12 protein-coding genes are annotated in these 14,081 nt (G+C 65.9%); 7 read left to right on the plus strand and 5 right to left on the minus strand.

Annotated elements, in window-relative coordinates; translation table 11 throughout:
• Nucleotides 1–15 precede the first annotated feature (15 nt).
• The 3 genes from BraRD5C2_RS00500 to BraRD5C2_RS00510 all read right to left on the minus strand — a co-directional run bounded on the left by BraRD5C2_RS00500 (nucleotide 16) and on the right by BraRD5C2_RS00510 (nucleotide 3,152).
• Nucleotides 16–327 carry a DUF6460 domain-containing protein gene (locus tag BraRD5C2_RS00500; protein WP_223966081.1) on the minus strand — a complete coding sequence of 104 codons (312 nt, stop codon included), beginning with the start codon at nucleotides 325–327 and terminating at the stop codon, nucleotides 16–18.
• A 96-nt stretch (nucleotides 328–423) separates the two neighbouring features.
• Complete coding sequence (locus BraRD5C2_RS00505; RefSeq protein ID WP_223966082.1) at nucleotides 424–2,076, minus strand: cisplatin damage response ATP-dependent DNA ligase; 1,653 nt, start codon at nucleotides 2,074–2,076, stop codon at nucleotides 424–426.
• A complete protein-coding gene (locus tag BraRD5C2_RS00510) occupies nucleotides 2,073–3,152 on the minus strand; it encodes a ligase-associated DNA damage response exonuclease (protein WP_223966083.1) in 1,080 nt (359 codons plus the stop codon). Before BraRD5C2_RS00510 ends, BraRD5C2_RS00505 begins: the two co-directional genes overlap by 4 nt.
• 133 nt (nucleotides 3,153–3,285) lie before the next feature.
• Here BraRD5C2_RS00510 and BraRD5C2_RS00515 point away from each other — a divergent pair, with 133 nt between their 5' ends.
• The 4 genes from BraRD5C2_RS00515 to pdeM all read left to right on the plus strand — a co-directional run bounded on the left by BraRD5C2_RS00515 (nucleotide 3,286) and on the right by pdeM (nucleotide 9,330).
• Nucleotides 3,286–4,212, plus strand: coding sequence for a methyltransferase domain-containing protein (locus tag BraRD5C2_RS00515; protein ID WP_223966084.1), 927 nt, complete (start codon nucleotides 3,286–3,288; stop codon nucleotides 4,210–4,212).
• A gap of 325 nt (nucleotides 4,213–4,537) precedes the next feature.
• A complete protein-coding gene (locus BraRD5C2_RS00520) occupies nucleotides 4,538–5,764 on the plus strand; it encodes an ABC transporter substrate-binding protein (protein WP_223966085.1) in 1,227 nt (408 codons plus the stop codon).
• 224 nt (nucleotides 5,765–5,988) lie between these two features.
• The gene (locus tag BraRD5C2_RS00525; RefSeq protein ID WP_223966174.1) at nucleotides 5,989–8,604 is read left to right on the plus strand and encodes a ligase-associated DNA damage response DEXH box helicase; all 2,616 of its coding nucleotides are present in this window, start codon (nucleotides 5,989–5,991) and stop codon (nucleotides 8,602–8,604) included.
• A 54-nt stretch (nucleotides 8,605–8,658) separates the two neighbouring features.
• Entirely contained in the window at nucleotides 8,659–9,330 is a 672-nt protein-coding gene (gene pdeM, locus BraRD5C2_RS00530; protein ID WP_223966086.1) for a ligase-associated DNA damage response endonuclease PdeM, read from the plus strand.
• Between the two features lie 188 nt (nucleotides 9,331–9,518).
• Here pdeM and BraRD5C2_RS00535 read toward each other — a convergent pair whose 3' ends face one another.
• On the minus strand, nucleotides 9,519–10,382 hold the full coding sequence (locus BraRD5C2_RS00535; RefSeq protein ID WP_223966088.1) for a LysR family transcriptional regulator: 864 nt from the start codon (nucleotides 10,380–10,382) through the stop codon (nucleotides 9,519–9,521).
• A 95-nt stretch (nucleotides 10,383–10,477) separates the two neighbouring features.
• Between BraRD5C2_RS00535 and BraRD5C2_RS00540 the strand changes: the two genes are divergently transcribed.
• The 3 genes from BraRD5C2_RS00540 to BraRD5C2_RS00550 are packed head-to-tail and all read left to right on the plus strand — an operon-like array spanning nucleotide 10,478 to nucleotide 13,555.
• Nucleotides 10,478–11,404 (plus strand): DMT family transporter, encoded by a 927-nt coding sequence (locus BraRD5C2_RS00540; RefSeq protein WP_223966090.1) that lies wholly within the window; start codon nucleotides 10,478–10,480, stop codon nucleotides 11,402–11,404.
• Nucleotides 11,401–12,165 carry an MBL fold metallo-hydrolase gene (locus BraRD5C2_RS00545; RefSeq protein ID WP_223966091.1) on the plus strand — a complete coding sequence of 255 codons (765 nt, stop codon included), beginning with the start codon at nucleotides 11,401–11,403 and terminating at the stop codon, nucleotides 12,163–12,165. The genes BraRD5C2_RS00540 and BraRD5C2_RS00545 overlap by 4 nt, the downstream gene beginning before the upstream one ends.
• A gap of 58 nt (nucleotides 12,166–12,223) precedes the next feature.
• Nucleotides 12,224–13,555 (plus strand): NRAMP family divalent metal transporter, encoded by a 1,332-nt coding sequence (locus BraRD5C2_RS00550; RefSeq protein WP_223966092.1) that lies wholly within the window; start codon nucleotides 12,224–12,226, stop codon nucleotides 13,553–13,555.
• Between the two features lie 9 nt (nucleotides 13,556–13,564).
• On the opposite strand, the gene BraRD5C2_RS00555 is transcribed toward BraRD5C2_RS00550, so the two are convergent.
• Nucleotides 13,565–14,047 (minus strand): Lrp/AsnC family transcriptional regulator, encoded by a 483-nt coding sequence (locus BraRD5C2_RS00555; RefSeq protein ID WP_223966093.1) that lies wholly within the window; start codon nucleotides 14,045–14,047, stop codon nucleotides 13,565–13,567.
• Nucleotides 14,048–14,081 lie beyond the last annotated feature (34 nt).

Consider the following 14,081-nt stretch of genomic DNA (forward strand, 5'->3'; position numbering starts at 1 on the left):
GAGCTTTCCCTGGGATCAGCGGCCGCGTGGCGCGCCGAACAGCCGCGACAACAGCCAGATCGGGACCACGATCACGGCGCCGAGCAGGAAGTAGCGCCACGCCCAGTTGATCGCATCGAAGCCGAAATCCCAGATGGTCTGGAACAGCCTGCGGACGCTGTTGAGGATATTCCACGGGTCGAGGCCGATCGCGGCGAGCACCACGCCGACCAGGATCGAGAGCAAGATCAGCCGGAACGCCACCGAGAGCGGCGATCCGCCGAGAAAGCGGTACAGGCCGTCACTCTGGCTCTGGCCGGCCGGCAAGTCCCGGATGTTGTCTGGCATTGCTATCTCCCGCGGAATCGCCCGCATTATAGGTCACGGCGCAGCACATGGGAAACCCGTGAGCCGCGATCAATGGCTGCCCTGCGCGCTGCGGGTTTAACTTCCTGTCATGGAGATTAGCATCCGTTCAAGTGTCTCCAGCCGGTCGGCCTCGCGCGGCGGCTTGTCCCAGCGCAGGCGACTGATCCGGGGAAAGCGCATCGCGACGCCGGATTTGTGACGCGGCGAGCGCTGCAAGCCCTCGAAGGCGACTTCCAGCACCAGCCCCTGATCCGGCTCGTGCACGACATGCCGCACCGGGCCGAACTTCTCGGTGGTGTTGCGGCGGACGAAGCGATCGATCTGCAACAGCTCCTCGTCGGTGAAGCCGAAATAGGCCTTGCCGACCGGCACCAGCTCGTCGCCGGCCTCGCCACGGGTCCAGACCCCGAACGTGTAGTCGGAGTAATAGGACGAGCGCTTGCCGTGGCCGCGCTGGGCATACATCAGCACCGCGTCGATGATGTGCGGATCGCGCTTCCACTTCCACCACGGGCCCTTCGGTCGCCCGGGCAGATAGGGCGCGTCGCGCCGCTTCAGCATCACGCCTTCGACCGCGTCGGCATCGTCGCCGGCGCCCGCGCTCTTCGGATCGGCGCGCGCCGCGGCCAGTTCTTGCCAGCTCGCGAACGGGACCGTCGGCGACAGATCGATCCGCGGATCGTTCAGCCTGGCGACGAAGGCTTCGAGTTGCGCGCGGCGTTCGGTGAGGGGCAGCTCGCGCAAATCGTTCTCGCCGTCGCCGAGCAGGTCGTAGGCGCGCAGGTGGATCGGAAACTCCTTGATCAGCTTCGGTGAGACCACCTTGCGGTTCAGCCGCTGCTGCAACACGTTGAAGGTCTGCACGCGGCCGTCGCGCAGCACCAGCAATTCGCCGTCGATCGCGCCGGGAAGATGCAGCGACGGCACGAGGTCGGGAAAGCTGCCGGTGATGTCCTCGCCGGTGCGCGAATAGAGCCGCGCCTGGATGTGGCCGCGCGTGTCGTGGCCGGCCACAGCCTGCACGCGGATGCCGTCCCACTTCCATTCCGCGCTGAAATCGGCAGCGTCGAGATTGGCGAAATCGCCATCCTCGATCGCATGCGCCAGCATTACCGGGCGGAACGGCGTCGGGTCGCTATTGACCGGCTTGTCGCCGCGCCCTTCGAGCCAGGCGAACAATTCGAGATAGGGCGGCGACAGGCCCGGCCACATCAGCTCGATCTCGTGCGGGTCCTTGTCGCCGAGCGCCGCCGCTGCGGTCTTCGCCAGCCGCGCCGAGATCCCGATCCGCATCGCGCCGGTGACGAGCTTCAAGAGCGCCCAGCGTCCGGTCTCGTCGAGCTCGTCCAGCCAGCGCGCCAGTTGCGCCGGCAGCTCGGCCTTGCCGAGCGTGCGCAGCGTGGTGACGACGTCGGTGAGGGTGGGAGGCGGCGGGTTGTTGTGGCCCGGCAGCTCCGCCTTCGGCCACATCAGCGCGACGGTCTCAGAGAGATCGCCGACATAATCATAGGAGTAGCCGAACAGCACCGGGTCGGTGCGTTCGGTGATCAGGTCGCGGATCAAGCCCGGCTTGGCGTGCTTGAACGACAGCGCGCCGGTCAGCGCCGCCAGCGCGTAGCCGCGGTCGGGATCCTCGGTCTCACGGAAATAGGCAACCAGCAGCTTGATCTTGTTGTTGCGGCCCGGCTCGTAGGCGAGGCGGTCGAGCAGCTTGGCAAAGCGATTCATGGCTTCTTGGTCTCGCCGACGGGCTGGCCTTCGCCGTTGGGCTCCGCCTCGCCGTTGACCGCTGCCGTCTCGCTCTCATCCTCATCGCCATAGCCGACCAGATCGAGCGGTCGCGCCGCAAGGCCCTTGCTCTTGCACCAATGCACCAGCGCATCTTCCTGGCCGTGGGTGACCCAGATCTCGCCTGCTCCGGTGGCGGCGATCGTCGCCGTCAGCCCGTCCCAGTCGGCATGATCCGAGATCACCAGCGGCAGCTCGATGCCGCCCTGCCGCGCCCGGGCGCGCACCCGCATCCAGCCCGACGCAAAAGCCGTGACCGGATCGGGAAAGCGCCGGGTCCAGACGTCTGATGTCGCGCTCGGCGGTGCCAGCGTGATGGTGCCGGCGAGTTCGGCCTTCTTCATGCCGCGCGCGGGCCGGAGCTCGCCGAGCGGAATGCCGCGTTCCTGATAGTAATAGGTGATCTTCTCCATCGCGCCATGCAGATAGATCGGCGCGTCGTAACCGGCCTCGCGCAGCAGCGCGATGACGCGTTGCGCCTTGCCGAGCGAATAGGCGCCGACCAGATGCGCCCGCTCCGGAAACAGTTTTGCGGAGGCCAGCAGTTTCTTCACCTCATCGGCGGCATCGCCATGGCGAAACACCGGAAGACCAAAAGTCGCCTCCGTGATGAAGACATCGCAGGGCACGAGATCGAACGGCGCGCAGGTCGGGTCGCGCGCGTCCTTATAGTCGCCGGAAGCGACGATGCGGGTGTCCTTGCATGTGACCGATATCTGGGCGGAGCCCAACACGTGCCCGGCAGGATAAAACGTCACCGTGACGTCGCCGAGCCTGATCTCCTCGCCGTAAGCGACCGCCTGCACTGAGCCGGCGAAATTCTCGCCGTAGCGCAGCCGCATCATATCGAGCGTTTCCCGGGTGGCGAGAACCGCGCCATGCCCCGGCCGCGCGTGGTCGGAATGGCCGTGCGTGATCAGTGCCCGCTCGACCGGCCTGACAGGATCGATGTGGAAGCCACCGGGCTTGCAGCAAAGCCCGGCCGGGACGGGCATCAGGATATCTTGCGGGCGCATTGTCCCTATATAGGCGCTCTCTCCGCGATGTTTAGCCGTCATGCGCGGGCTTGACCCGCGCATCCATCTCCGGAAAGAGTTCGTGCTTTGATGGATGGCCGGACCCCGGCCCAGATGGTTCCTTAGAAAGCGAATGGCCCCCCGCCTGTTTCTGTCCTCCGGCGACCTCGTTGCCGACCGCCGCTACGAGTTCGCGCGCGACCTGCAGTTGAAGGGCGATCTGCCGGCTGCCGCCGATCTGCTCGAACAGGCCATCGAGCTGGTGCCGCAATTCCCGTCGGCCTGGTACACGCTGGGCAAGGTCCGCCTCGAGCTCGGCCAGCGTGAAGCCGCGATCGCAGCCTTCCGCGCCGCGCGCGACGCCGATCCGGAGGACCGCCATGGCGCCGGCCTGCATTTGATGCAGCTCGGCGTCGAGGCCGTCAGCGCGATGCCGCCGGGCTATGTGCAGACGTTGTTCGATCAATATGCGCCGCGCTTCGAGGCCGCGCTGGTCGGCGATCTCGGCTATCGCGGCCCGGCGCTGCTGTTCAAGGCGGTGCTGTCGGTGCGCGCCTCTGCGAAGAAGCCGGCGTTCTTCAAGCGCGCGATCGATCTCGGCTGCGGCACCGGCCTCGCGGCCGCTGCGTTCGCTGATCACGTCGATCGATTCATCGGTATCGACCTGTCGCCGCGCATGATCGACAAGTCGCGTGCCACCGGGCTTTATGCCGAGCTCGAGGTCGACGACATGCTGAAGGGCATTTCCGGCAAGCCGGATGCCAGCGCCGAATTGATCCTCGCGGCCGACGCGATGGTCTATGTCGCCGATCTCGCGCCGGTGCTCGCTGAAGCCGCGCGTGTGCTGGTCGGGGGCGGCGTGCTCGCCTTCACGACCGAGACCCATGGCGGCGAGGGCGTCATCCTCGGCGAAGGGCTGCGCTACGCCCACAGCGCAGCTTGCGTGCGCGCCTCCGTCGCCGCCGCGGGGCTGACGCTGGCCCTGCTCGATGATCTCTCGGCGCGCAACGAAGACAACATCCCGGCGCCCGGGCTCGTCGCCGTCGCCGTCAAGCCGTGAGGCGCTTACCCTCCCCTGGAGGGGGAGGGTCGGTTCGCATGAAGCGCAGCGAAATGCGAAGCGGGGTGGGGTGATCTCTCAACACGGGCAGCGTTGTTCGCGGAAAGACCGTCACCCCACCCCGCCTCACATCTCGCTACGCTCAATGTGAGTCGACCCCCCCTCCAGGGGAGGGTGAAGCCGCGATCCCATACATCGCTCTCTCAAACTTGAGTCTACACGCTACGCATTTGCCGTGACGCGGCAATGCGTCGCAAAGCGGTGACTTCGCGCTTGCCCGGCGCAGGGCGGAATGCGAGAGCTTTTCGCCTCAGGGAGAGAACCAATGAAAAAACATACGCGGCGCGAGTTCGGCGCCACCGCATTGTCCGTGATCGCAGCGTCCGTGCTGCCTGCGCCGTTCGTCCGGGCCGCCGACAAGAAGTACGATCCGGGTTCGAGCGACACCGAGATCAAGCTCGGCCAGACCGTGCCGCATTCCGGCCCCGGCTCGCTCTACGGCGTGCTCGGCCGCGTCGGCGAAGCCTATTTCCAGATGCTGAACGACAAGGGCGGCATCAACGGCCGCAAGGTGAAATTCCTCACCATGGACGACGCCTACAGCGCGCCGAAATGCGTCGAGGCGACGCGCCGCCTAGTCGAGCAGGAAGAGGTGCTGGCGCTCTATGGCTCGCTCGGCACCGCGCCGCAGACCGCCGTGCACAAATACCTCAACTCCAAGGGGGTGCCGCAGCTGTTACTCAACACCGGCGCCTCGAAATGGAACGATCCGAAGAACAACAAGTGGACCATGGCGGGCCTGCCGCTCTATCCGACCGAAGCCCGCATCCTTGCAAAACACGTCGTCAGCGTGAAGCCGAACGCCAAGATCGGCATCCTCTACCAGAACGACGATTTCGGCCGCGACTTCCTCGGCCCGTTCAAGAAGGTGCTGGCCGATGCCGGCGGCAAGGCACAGGTGATCATGGAGCAGACCTACGATCTCACCGATCCGACGGTCGATTCCCAGCTCATCAATCTGTCGAAGTCGGGCGCCGACGTGTTCTACAACATCAGCACCGGCAAGGCGACGTCGCAGTCGATCCGCAAGGTAGCTGAGCTCGGCTGGAAGCCGCTGCAGCTGTTGTCGGCGGGCTCGACCGGTCGCTCGATCCTGAGCGCCGCGGGCCTCGAGAACGCCAAGGACATCGTCGCGATCCGCTACAACAAGGAAGTCGGCGTGCCCCGCTACGAGAAGGATGCCGATGTGGTCGCGTTCGAGGAGCTGCGCAAGAAGTACCTGCCGAACATCGATCCCGATAACACCATCGCCTTCGCCGGCTACGGCCAGGCGGCGACGATGGGCGAAATCTTGCGCCGCTGCGGCGACGATTTGACCCGCGCCAACGTGCTGAAGCACGCCACCACGCTGGCCGGCTTCCACTCGCCCTATTTCCTCGACGGCATCAATTACAGCTATACGCCCGACGACTACACGCCCATGAAGACGCTCTACGTCTCGATCTTCAACGGCAAGGACTGGGATCTCTTCGGCGAGCCGATGACGGAGTAGGGCGGGCGCTGCGGCTGCCTTCTGCGGATCTCTATCCCCGTCATTGCGAGCGAAGCGAAGCAATCCATCTGTCCCCGCGGGGAAAGATGGATTGCTTCGTCGCTGTGCTCCTCGCAATGACTGCGGAGAGAGGGTCCACAGGCGCGGGGCGCGGCTGCTCTGTGCCACCTGCTGCCATTCTTGCGCCCCTCGACGAAACCCGCTGAACCACCTACCTCTTGGGCGTGTCGACGCTCGATCTCTTTTCCGTCCCGCCGTCGGAAACGGCCGATCTCTTGCCGCGCCGGTTTCGCGACTGGTTCGCCTCACGCGGCTGGTCGCCGCGCGAGCATCAGCTCGCGCTGCTGGCGAAGGCGCGCGAGGAGCGTTCCGCGCTGCTGATCGCGCCGACCGGCGCCGGCAAGACGCTGGCAGGGTTCCTGCCGACGCTGGTGGAGTTGGCGGGCGAACCGGGCGGCAGCAAACCGCTCCGGCAAGCGAGTGAGGCGGCTGTCGCAGCCGATCCGAGGCCAAAAGTCGTCTCCACCGGTCGCGGCGTTCGCCGCTCAAGCGGGCTGCACACGCTCTACATCTCGCCGCTGAAAGCGCTCGCGGTCGATATCGCGCGCAATCTGGAGACGCCGGTGGCCGAGATGGGGCTGCCGATCAGGGTCGAGACCCGCACCGGCGATACGCCGGTGTCGCGGCGGCAGCGGCAGCGGCGCTATCCGCCGGATATCCTGCTCACCACGCCGGAGCAGCTGGCGCTGCTGCTCGCCTCCGACGACGCGCCGTTTCTGTTCTCTTCGCTGAAGCGCATCGTGCTCGACGAGTTGCATGCACTGGTCACCTCCAAGCGTGGTGACCTGCTGTCGCTCGGGCTTGCGCGGCTCTGGACCATTGCACCGCAGGCGCGCGCCATCGGTCTTTCGGCTACGGTGGCCGAGCCGGAACAACTTGCGCGTTTCCTGGTGCCGCAGCCGGGCGGTGAGAGCGTATCCGCCGACGTCGTGATCGCCGGCGGCGCCGCGCCGCCGGTGGTCGAGATGCTCGACACGCGGGAGCGGCTGCCATGGTCCGGCCACAGCGCGCGCCACGCACTGCCCGAGGTCTATGAGCTGATCAATCGCAACAAGACCACGCTGGTGTTCGTGAACACCCGCAGCCAGGCCGAGATGCTGTTCCAGGATCTCTGGCGCATGAACGACGACGGGCTCGCGATCGCGCTGCATCACGGCTCGCTCGACGTCGCGCAGCGCCGCAAGGTCGAGGACGCGATGGCCGCCGGCCGGTTGCGCGGCGTGGTCTGCACCTCGTCGCTCGATCTCGGCGTCGACTGGGGCGATGTCGACCTCGTCATCAATATCGGCGCCCCAAAAGGCTCGTCGCGGCTGATGCAGCGGATCGGCCGCGCCAACCACCGCTTCGACGAGGCCTCGCGCGCCGTGCTGGTGCCGGCCAACCGGTTCGAGGTGCTGGAATGCCGCGTCGCGATCGACGCCATCGCCGAGAATGCGCAGGACACGCCACCCTTGCGCACCGGCGCGCTCGACGTGCTGGCCCAGCACGTGCTCGGCTGCGCCTGCGGCAAGCCCTTCCTGTCCGACGAACTCTACGATGAGGTCAGGACCGCGGCGCCCTACGCGTCGTTGGCGCGAACCGATTTCGATGACGTGGTCGACTTCGTCGCGACCGGTGGCTACGCGCTGAAGACCTATGAGCGTTTCGCGCGCATCAAGCAGGACAAGCAGGGCCGCTGGCGCGTCACCAATCCCAAGGTGCGGCAGAGCTACCGTCTCAATGTCGGCACCATCGTCGAGGAGACCATGCTGAAGGTGCGGCTGGTGCGCTCGCGCGCCGGCGGGAGCGGTTCGACCGGCGCGATCGCCCGCGGCGGCCGGATGCTCGGCGAGATCGAGGAGGTCTTCATCGAGGGCCTGGTGCCGGCCGACACTTTTGTCTTTGGCGGTGAGGTGGTGCGCTACGAGGCCTTGGTTGAAGACCAGGTCTATGTCTCTCGCGCCAATGACAAGGATGCAAAGGTGCCGTCCTACATGGGCGGCAAGTTTCCGCTGTCGACCTATCTCGCCGAACGCGTCCGCAAACTGCTCGACAACAGCAGGGCCTGGAACGGATTGCCGGACCAGGTGCACGACTGGCTATCGCTGCAGCGAAAGTTCTCGCGGGTGCCCGCGGCGCGCGAGCTGCTGGTGGAAACCTTTCCGCGCGGCGGCAGCCATTATCTGGTCTGCTACCCCTTCGAGGGCCGGCTCGCGCACCAGACGCTCGGCATGCTGCTGACGCGCCGGCTGGAACGCGGCCGCGCCCGTCCGCTCGGCTTCGTCGCCAATGAATATGCGCTCGCGGTCTGGGGCGTCGGCGATCTCTCCTTCATGATCCGGCATGGCAAGCTCGATCTCAACGCGTTGTTCGACCCCGACATGCTGGGCGACGATCTCGAGGCATGGCTCGCGGAATCCGCGCTGATGAAGCGCACCTTCCGCAACTGCGCCATCATCTCGGGGCTGATCGCGCGCCGCTTCACCGACGAGGAGAAGTCGCGCCGCCAAGTGCTGTTCTCGACCGATTTGATCTACGACGTGCTGCGCAAGCACCAGGCCGACCACGTGCTGCTGCGCGCCGCGCGCGGCGATGCCGCCACGGGATTGCTCGATCTCCGCCGCCTCAGTGACATGCTTTCGCGCATCCACGGCCGAATCACCCACAAGGACCTCGACCACGTTTCTCCGCTTGCCGTGCCCGCGCTGCTGGAAATCGGCCGCGAGTCAGTTTATGGCGAAGCATCCGACGAGCTTCTGGCCGAGGCGGCCGAGGAACTCGTGCGGGAGGCGACGACATAACTCTGGGGGCAGGACGTGACGGCAAGCGCGCTAGCTTTGCGAGACGGTGACGAGATGCGCGTTTCGACGGTCACGGTGGCGGATGTCGGCTTCGTGGCTGATTGCTCCGGTGCGCTGTTCTGGGAAGAACGGAGCCTGCTCGTGGTGTCCGACCTGCATCTGGAAAAAGGCTCGAGCTTTGCTGCCCGCGGCGTGCTGCTGCCGCCTTACGACACGGTGGCGACGTTGAGCCGGCTTGCCGCCGTGATCGCGCGGCACGATCCGCGGCAGGTGATAGCGCTCGGCGACAGCTTCCACGACCGCGATGCGCATGCGCGCCTGTCGGAGCCGGATCGCGAGGCGCTCACGGCACTGCAAGTGCGGCGCAACTGGATCTGGATCTCGGGCAATCACGATCCGGCGCTACCGCCCAGTCTCGGCGGCGTGGTCGCGACCGAGGTTGCGATCGGCCCGATCGTGTTCCGCCATGAGCCGACCGGCGCTGCCGGCGAGATCGCCGGCCACCTTCACCCGAAGGCGCGGGTGCCGACCCGCGGCCGCTCGATCGAGCGCCGTTGTTTCGCCTCCGACGGCGAGCGCGCGGTGATGCCGGCTTTCGGTGCCTACACCGGCGGCCTGAGCATCCGCGATGCCGCGTTCGCGCGGATCTTCGGATCGCCGGGTTTCATGGCCCATGTGCTCGGCGACAACCGCGTCCATGCGTTTGCGGCGACGCGGTGTTATTGACGATCACCTTCACCCTCCCCTGGAGGGGGAGGGTCGACTCACATTGCGTGCAGCGAAATGTGAGTCGGGGTGGGGTGAAGGTCTATCCTCATTCGACACTGCCTGTGCGGAGAGATCACCCCACCTCGGTTCGCATTCCGCTACGCTGCATGCGCACCGATCCTCCCCCTCCAGGGGAGGATAAAAGTTCACGCCGCCTTCGCCTGCACGCTCTCGCAATACTCCGCCAGCCGATCCGCCAGCCGCAGCGTTGCGGGGCTGGCTTCGGGGGCGGCGATGAGGGCGACTTCGGTGCGCTCGATCGGGGCAAAGCCGTCTTTTGCCGTCAGTACGCGATGCTCGGCCTGGATCGACATCTCGGACAGGATGCTTAAGCCCAGACCCGCGGCGACCGCGGCCTGGATGCCGGCGAGGCTGGAGGAGGTGTAGGCCATGTGCCAGTTGCGGCCGGCGCGCTCCAGCGCATGGATGGCATGGGCGCGATAGAGGCAGCCTGAGCCGAAGCCGATCAGCGGCACCGAACCGGTCGTCGTGTCGCGTGGATGGCTCTTGCTGGTGACCCAGTGCACCCGTTCCGGCCACACCGCGATGCCGCCCTTCTCGCTGGCTGCGCGCTTGATCAGCGCGAGGTCGAGATCGCCGCGCTCCAGGTCGCGGTACAGGAACAGGCTCTGGCCCGAGCGCACGTCGAGCCGCAGAGTCGGATGGCTGCGCGCGAAGGTCGCGAGCAATCTCGTCAGCCGGTAGGCGGCAAAATCCTCGGTGATGCCGATCCGGATCGCGCCTTCGCTGCCGGGGCGCGAGAGCACGTCGCGAGCTTCTTCCGCGAGTGACAGCAGCCGCCGCGCATAGGTCAGCAGCCGCTCGCCGGCCTCCGTCGGGGTGACGTCCTTGCCGCTGCGGATCAGGAGCGGCTGGCCGACATCCTCCTCCAGACGCTTGATCTGCTGGCTCACCGTCGATTGCGTGCGGTGGACGCGCTCTCCGGCGCGGGTGAAGCCGCCGGCATCGACCACCGAGACGAAACTGCGCAGGAGCTCCAGGTCGAGCATCGCAGCCTCCATTCATAAATCCACTGAAGACCAGTCTATCATTTAATTTCCAAATATCAAGGTGCGGGCCTAGACCAGGGGCAGAGGAGAACCCCATGTCTATTGCCCCCGCTGTCGCGATGTCCCGCACCCGCTTCAACACCCTGCCGCTGTTGATCGCCCTGTTCTGCCTGCTCTGGAGCTACGCCTTTGTCGCCGGCAAGATCGGCGTCACCGATTGTCCGCCGCTGATCCTGCTCGCCGCGCGGTTTTCGCTCGCCGGCGTCCTGATCCTCGGCATCTCCATGCTGCGCCGGGATCAATGGGACCTCACCTGGCGCGACGCCGCGGTGTTCGCCGTGATCGGCGTCGCCAACAACGCCCTCTACCTCGGCCTCGGCTATACCGGCCTGAAGACGGTCTCGGCCGGCCTCGGCGCGCTGATCGTCTCGGCCAACCCGGTCTTCACCGCCATGCTGGCGGCGATGTTCCTCGGCGAGAGCATGACCCTGCGCAAGGTGATTGGTCTCCTGCTCGGCATCGCCGGCGTCGCCTTCATCGTCTGGCATCGCCTCAAGGTCGGCACCGACAGCCCGCACGGCATCCTGTTCACATTGGCCTCGCTCGCCTCGATCGTCGCCGGCACCATGTTGTTCAAGTTGCTGGCGCCGAAGGGCAGCCTGTGGATCGGCAACGGCATCCAGAACATCGCCGGCGGCCTTGCGGTGATGCCGTTCGCCTTCACGCTCTCGAACGTCGGCGACATCGTACCCAGCATGCGGCTTGCCGGAGCCTTCGCCTTCCTCGTGCTCGGCGGTTCGATCCTCGCCTATCTGCTCTGGTTTCATCTCCTGAAAGTGTGTGGCGCGACCGCCGCGAGCGCTTATCACTTCCTGATGCCGCCGCTCGGCATGCTGTTCGCCTATCTCGTGCTCGGCGAGCATGTCGAATTTCGCGATCTGCTCGGGATCGTTCCGGTCGCGCTCGGCATTTACCTGGTGACCCGCCCCGCGGCGGCTTCGCCCAAGAGGAGTGTAACGTGAGCATCACCATCACCCTGATCGGGGGCCCGACCGCCCTGATCGAGATCGACGGGTTCCGCCTGCTCACCGATCCGACCTTCGATGCACCCGGCGACTATCAATTGCCGCACGTGAAACTGGAGAAGCTGACGGGACCCGCGCTCAGCGCGGGTGACGTCGGCGAGATCGATGCGGTGCTGCTGAGCCATGACCAGCATTCCGACAATCTCGACCATTCCGGCCGGGATTTCCTTAAAAGTTCGAAGCGCGTGCTGACGACGGAGGCCGGCGCCAAACGGCTCGGCGGCAATGCCGAGAGTTTTGCGCCGTGGGCCACGACCACACTGACGAAGGGCGGCCGGACGCTCACCGTCACCGCGACGCCGGCGCGGCACGGGCCCGCGGGCATCGAGCCGTTGTCCGGCGACGTCATCGGCTTCGTCCTGGAACCGGCGAAGCCCGGCCGTCCGGTCTATGTCAGCGGCGACACCACCTGGTTCGACGGCGTCGCCGAGGTCGCGCGGCGCTTTGCCTGCGGCGTGGTGCTGCCGTTCGCGGGCGCGGCGCAAACCCGCGGGCCGTTCCATCTCACCATGGACACCAACGACACGATCGAGACCGCGCGCGCCTTTGCGGACGCGGTCATCGTCCCCGTTCATACCGACGGCTGGGCGCATTTCCGGCAGAACGCGGCTGACCTGCGTGCGAGTTTCGATACGCTCGGTTTCGGCCGCCGTCTGCGCATCCTCGAACCCGGCATCGCCACGGTCATCGAGGGTTAGGTTTCATCCCAGGAACCTTGGCGGTATCCGGCCCGTTGTCAGGCGGCTGGAACCGGACATGACGCCGCAAGAGACGATCTCGCGACACGACAAAGACGGAGATGGGTCGGCGGGGAAGCCGCGGCGTGAGCCGTTCAGCTTCAACCGCGTCGTGAAGTCGCTCGGCCCCGGCCTGATCACCGGCGCCTCCGACGATGATCCGTCTGGCATCGGCACCTACAGCCAGGCCGGCGCACAACTCGGCTACGGCATCGGCTGGACCATGCTGCTGACCTTCCCGCTGATGACCGCGATCCAGGAGATCTCCGCGCGGGTCGGCCGTGTCACCGGGCACGGCATCGCGGGCAACGTCTGCAAGCATTATCCCGGCTGGCTGCTGATCATCGTGGTGACGCTGCTGTTCATCGCCAACACCGTCAACATCGCCGCCGACCTGTCAGCCATGGCGGACGCGACCAAGCTCCTGATCGGCGGTCCGGCCATCCTCTATGTCGTGCTGTTCGGCGTGACCTCGGTCGCCGCCCAGATCTTCATGAACTATCGGCGCTACGTCGCCGTCCTGAAATGGCTGACGCTTAGCCTGTTCGCCTATGTCGCGGCGCTCGCCTTTGCCAAGGTGTCATGGATGCAGGCGCTGGCCGGCGTGCTCGTTCCGCGCCTGACCTGGAGCTCCGATTATTTCACCACCATCGTGGCGATCTTCGGCACAACCATCTCGCCCTATCTGTTCTTCTGGCAGGCCTCGCAGGAGGCGGAGGAGCAGCGGGTCGACGTCACCAAGCATCCGTTGATCGAGAAAGCTTACGGCGTACGGAAGGAATTTTCCCGCATTCGTGCCGACACCATCACCGGCATGGCGTTCTCCAACCTGATCGCGCTGTCGATCATCGTCACCGCCGCCGCATCGCTGCACGCCGCCGGCAAGACCGATATCCAGACCTCGGCGCAGGCCGCCGAAGCGTTGCGCCCGATCGCCGGGCCGTTTGCCGAGGTGATCTTCGCACTCGGCATCGTCGGCACGGGCCTGCTGGCGATCCCGGTGCTCGCAGGCGCGACGGCGTATGCCGTCGGCGAGGGCCGGCGATGGCCGGTCGGACTGGCACGCAAGCCGAAGGAGGCGATGGCGTTCTATTCGGTGCTGGCGCTGTCGGGCGGCATCGGCATCGCGCTCAACTTCACCCCGATCGATCCGATCTCGGCGCTGTACTGGAGCGCGGTCGTCAACGGCGTGCTTGCCGTGCCCGTGATGGTGCTGCTGATGGTCATGGCCCGCCACAAGGAGGTGATGGGACGCTTCGTGATCGGCGGGTGGCTCTACTGGCTCGGCTGGCTCTCGACCGCGGCGATGGCGCTCAGCGTGATCGCGATGGGGGTCGGGGTGCTTGTTTGATCATTGCGGTCAGAACAGCGAGCTGTCGATCTTCGTCGTCGACTTGACCTTTCGCAGGATGATGGTCGTGCGGTAGCTCGCGATATCGGTGTCCGGATGCATCAGGCGGTCGAGGATGAACGATTGATAGCTCGCGAGATCTGAGGACACGACCCGCAGCGCGTAGTCCCAATCGCCGGCGATCATGCAGCATTCGACGACCTCCGGAAGGTTGATGACCTTCTTCTCGAAACGCGCGAAGGATTCCCTGTTCTGCTGCTTGAGGCGGACTTCGACGATCACGTCGAACCCGAGTCCAACTCGCGCAGCGTCCACCAGCGCCACATACGAATTGATGACGCCGGTCTCTTCCAGGGTCCGGACGCGTCGCATGCAGGGGGCAGACGAGAGGCCGATCCGTTCGGCCAGCTCGAGATTGGTGATGCGCCCCTCGGCTTGCAGCACATCGAGGATTTTGCGGTCCATCTCGTCGATCACGATCGTGGTTCCCATTTCTTTCGCATCTTCTGCCATTTGCGCAATTGAT

The sequence above is a fragment of the Bradyrhizobium sp. RD5-C2 genome (genome assembly GCF_019972155.1).
GTDB lineage: Bacteria > Pseudomonadota > Alphaproteobacteria > Rhizobiales > Xanthobacteraceae > Bradyrhizobium.

Excerpts from the sequence above, each read along its gene's own strand:
- BraRD5C2_RS00500 (WP_223966081.1), bottom strand. The coding sequence starts at position 327 with ATGCCAGACAACATCCGGGACTTGCCGGCCGGCCAGAGCCAGAGTGAC.
- BraRD5C2_RS00505 (WP_223966082.1), bottom strand. The coding sequence starts at position 2,076 with ATGAATCGCTTTGCCAAGCTGCTCGACCGCCTCGCCTACGAGCCGGGC.
- BraRD5C2_RS00510 (WP_223966083.1), bottom strand. The coding sequence starts at position 3,152 with ATGCGCCCGCAAGATATCCTGATGCCCGTCCCGGCCGGGCTTTGCTGC.
- BraRD5C2_RS00515 (WP_223966084.1), top strand. The coding sequence starts at position 3,286 with ATGGCCCCCCGCCTGTTTCTGTCCTCCGGCGACCTCGTTGCCGACCGC.
- BraRD5C2_RS00520 (WP_223966085.1), top strand. The coding sequence starts at position 4,538 with ATGAAAAAACATACGCGGCGCGAGTTCGGCGCCACCGCATTGTCCGTG.
- pdeM (WP_223966086.1), top strand. The coding sequence starts at position 8,659 with ATGCGCGTTTCGACGGTCACGGTGGCGGATGTCGGCTTCGTGGCTGAT.
- BraRD5C2_RS00535 (WP_223966088.1), bottom strand. The coding sequence starts at position 10,382 with ATGCTCGACCTGGAGCTCCTGCGCAGTTTCGTCTCGGTGGTCGATGCC.
- BraRD5C2_RS00540 (WP_223966090.1), top strand. The coding sequence starts at position 10,478 with ATGTCTATTGCCCCCGCTGTCGCGATGTCCCGCACCCGCTTCAACACC.
- BraRD5C2_RS00550 (WP_223966092.1), top strand. The coding sequence starts at position 12,224 with ATGACGCCGCAAGAGACGATCTCGCGACACGACAAAGACGGAGATGGG.
- BraRD5C2_RS00555 (WP_223966093.1), bottom strand. The coding sequence starts at position 14,047 with ATGGGAACCACGATCGTGATCGACGAGATGGACCGCAAAATCCTCGAT.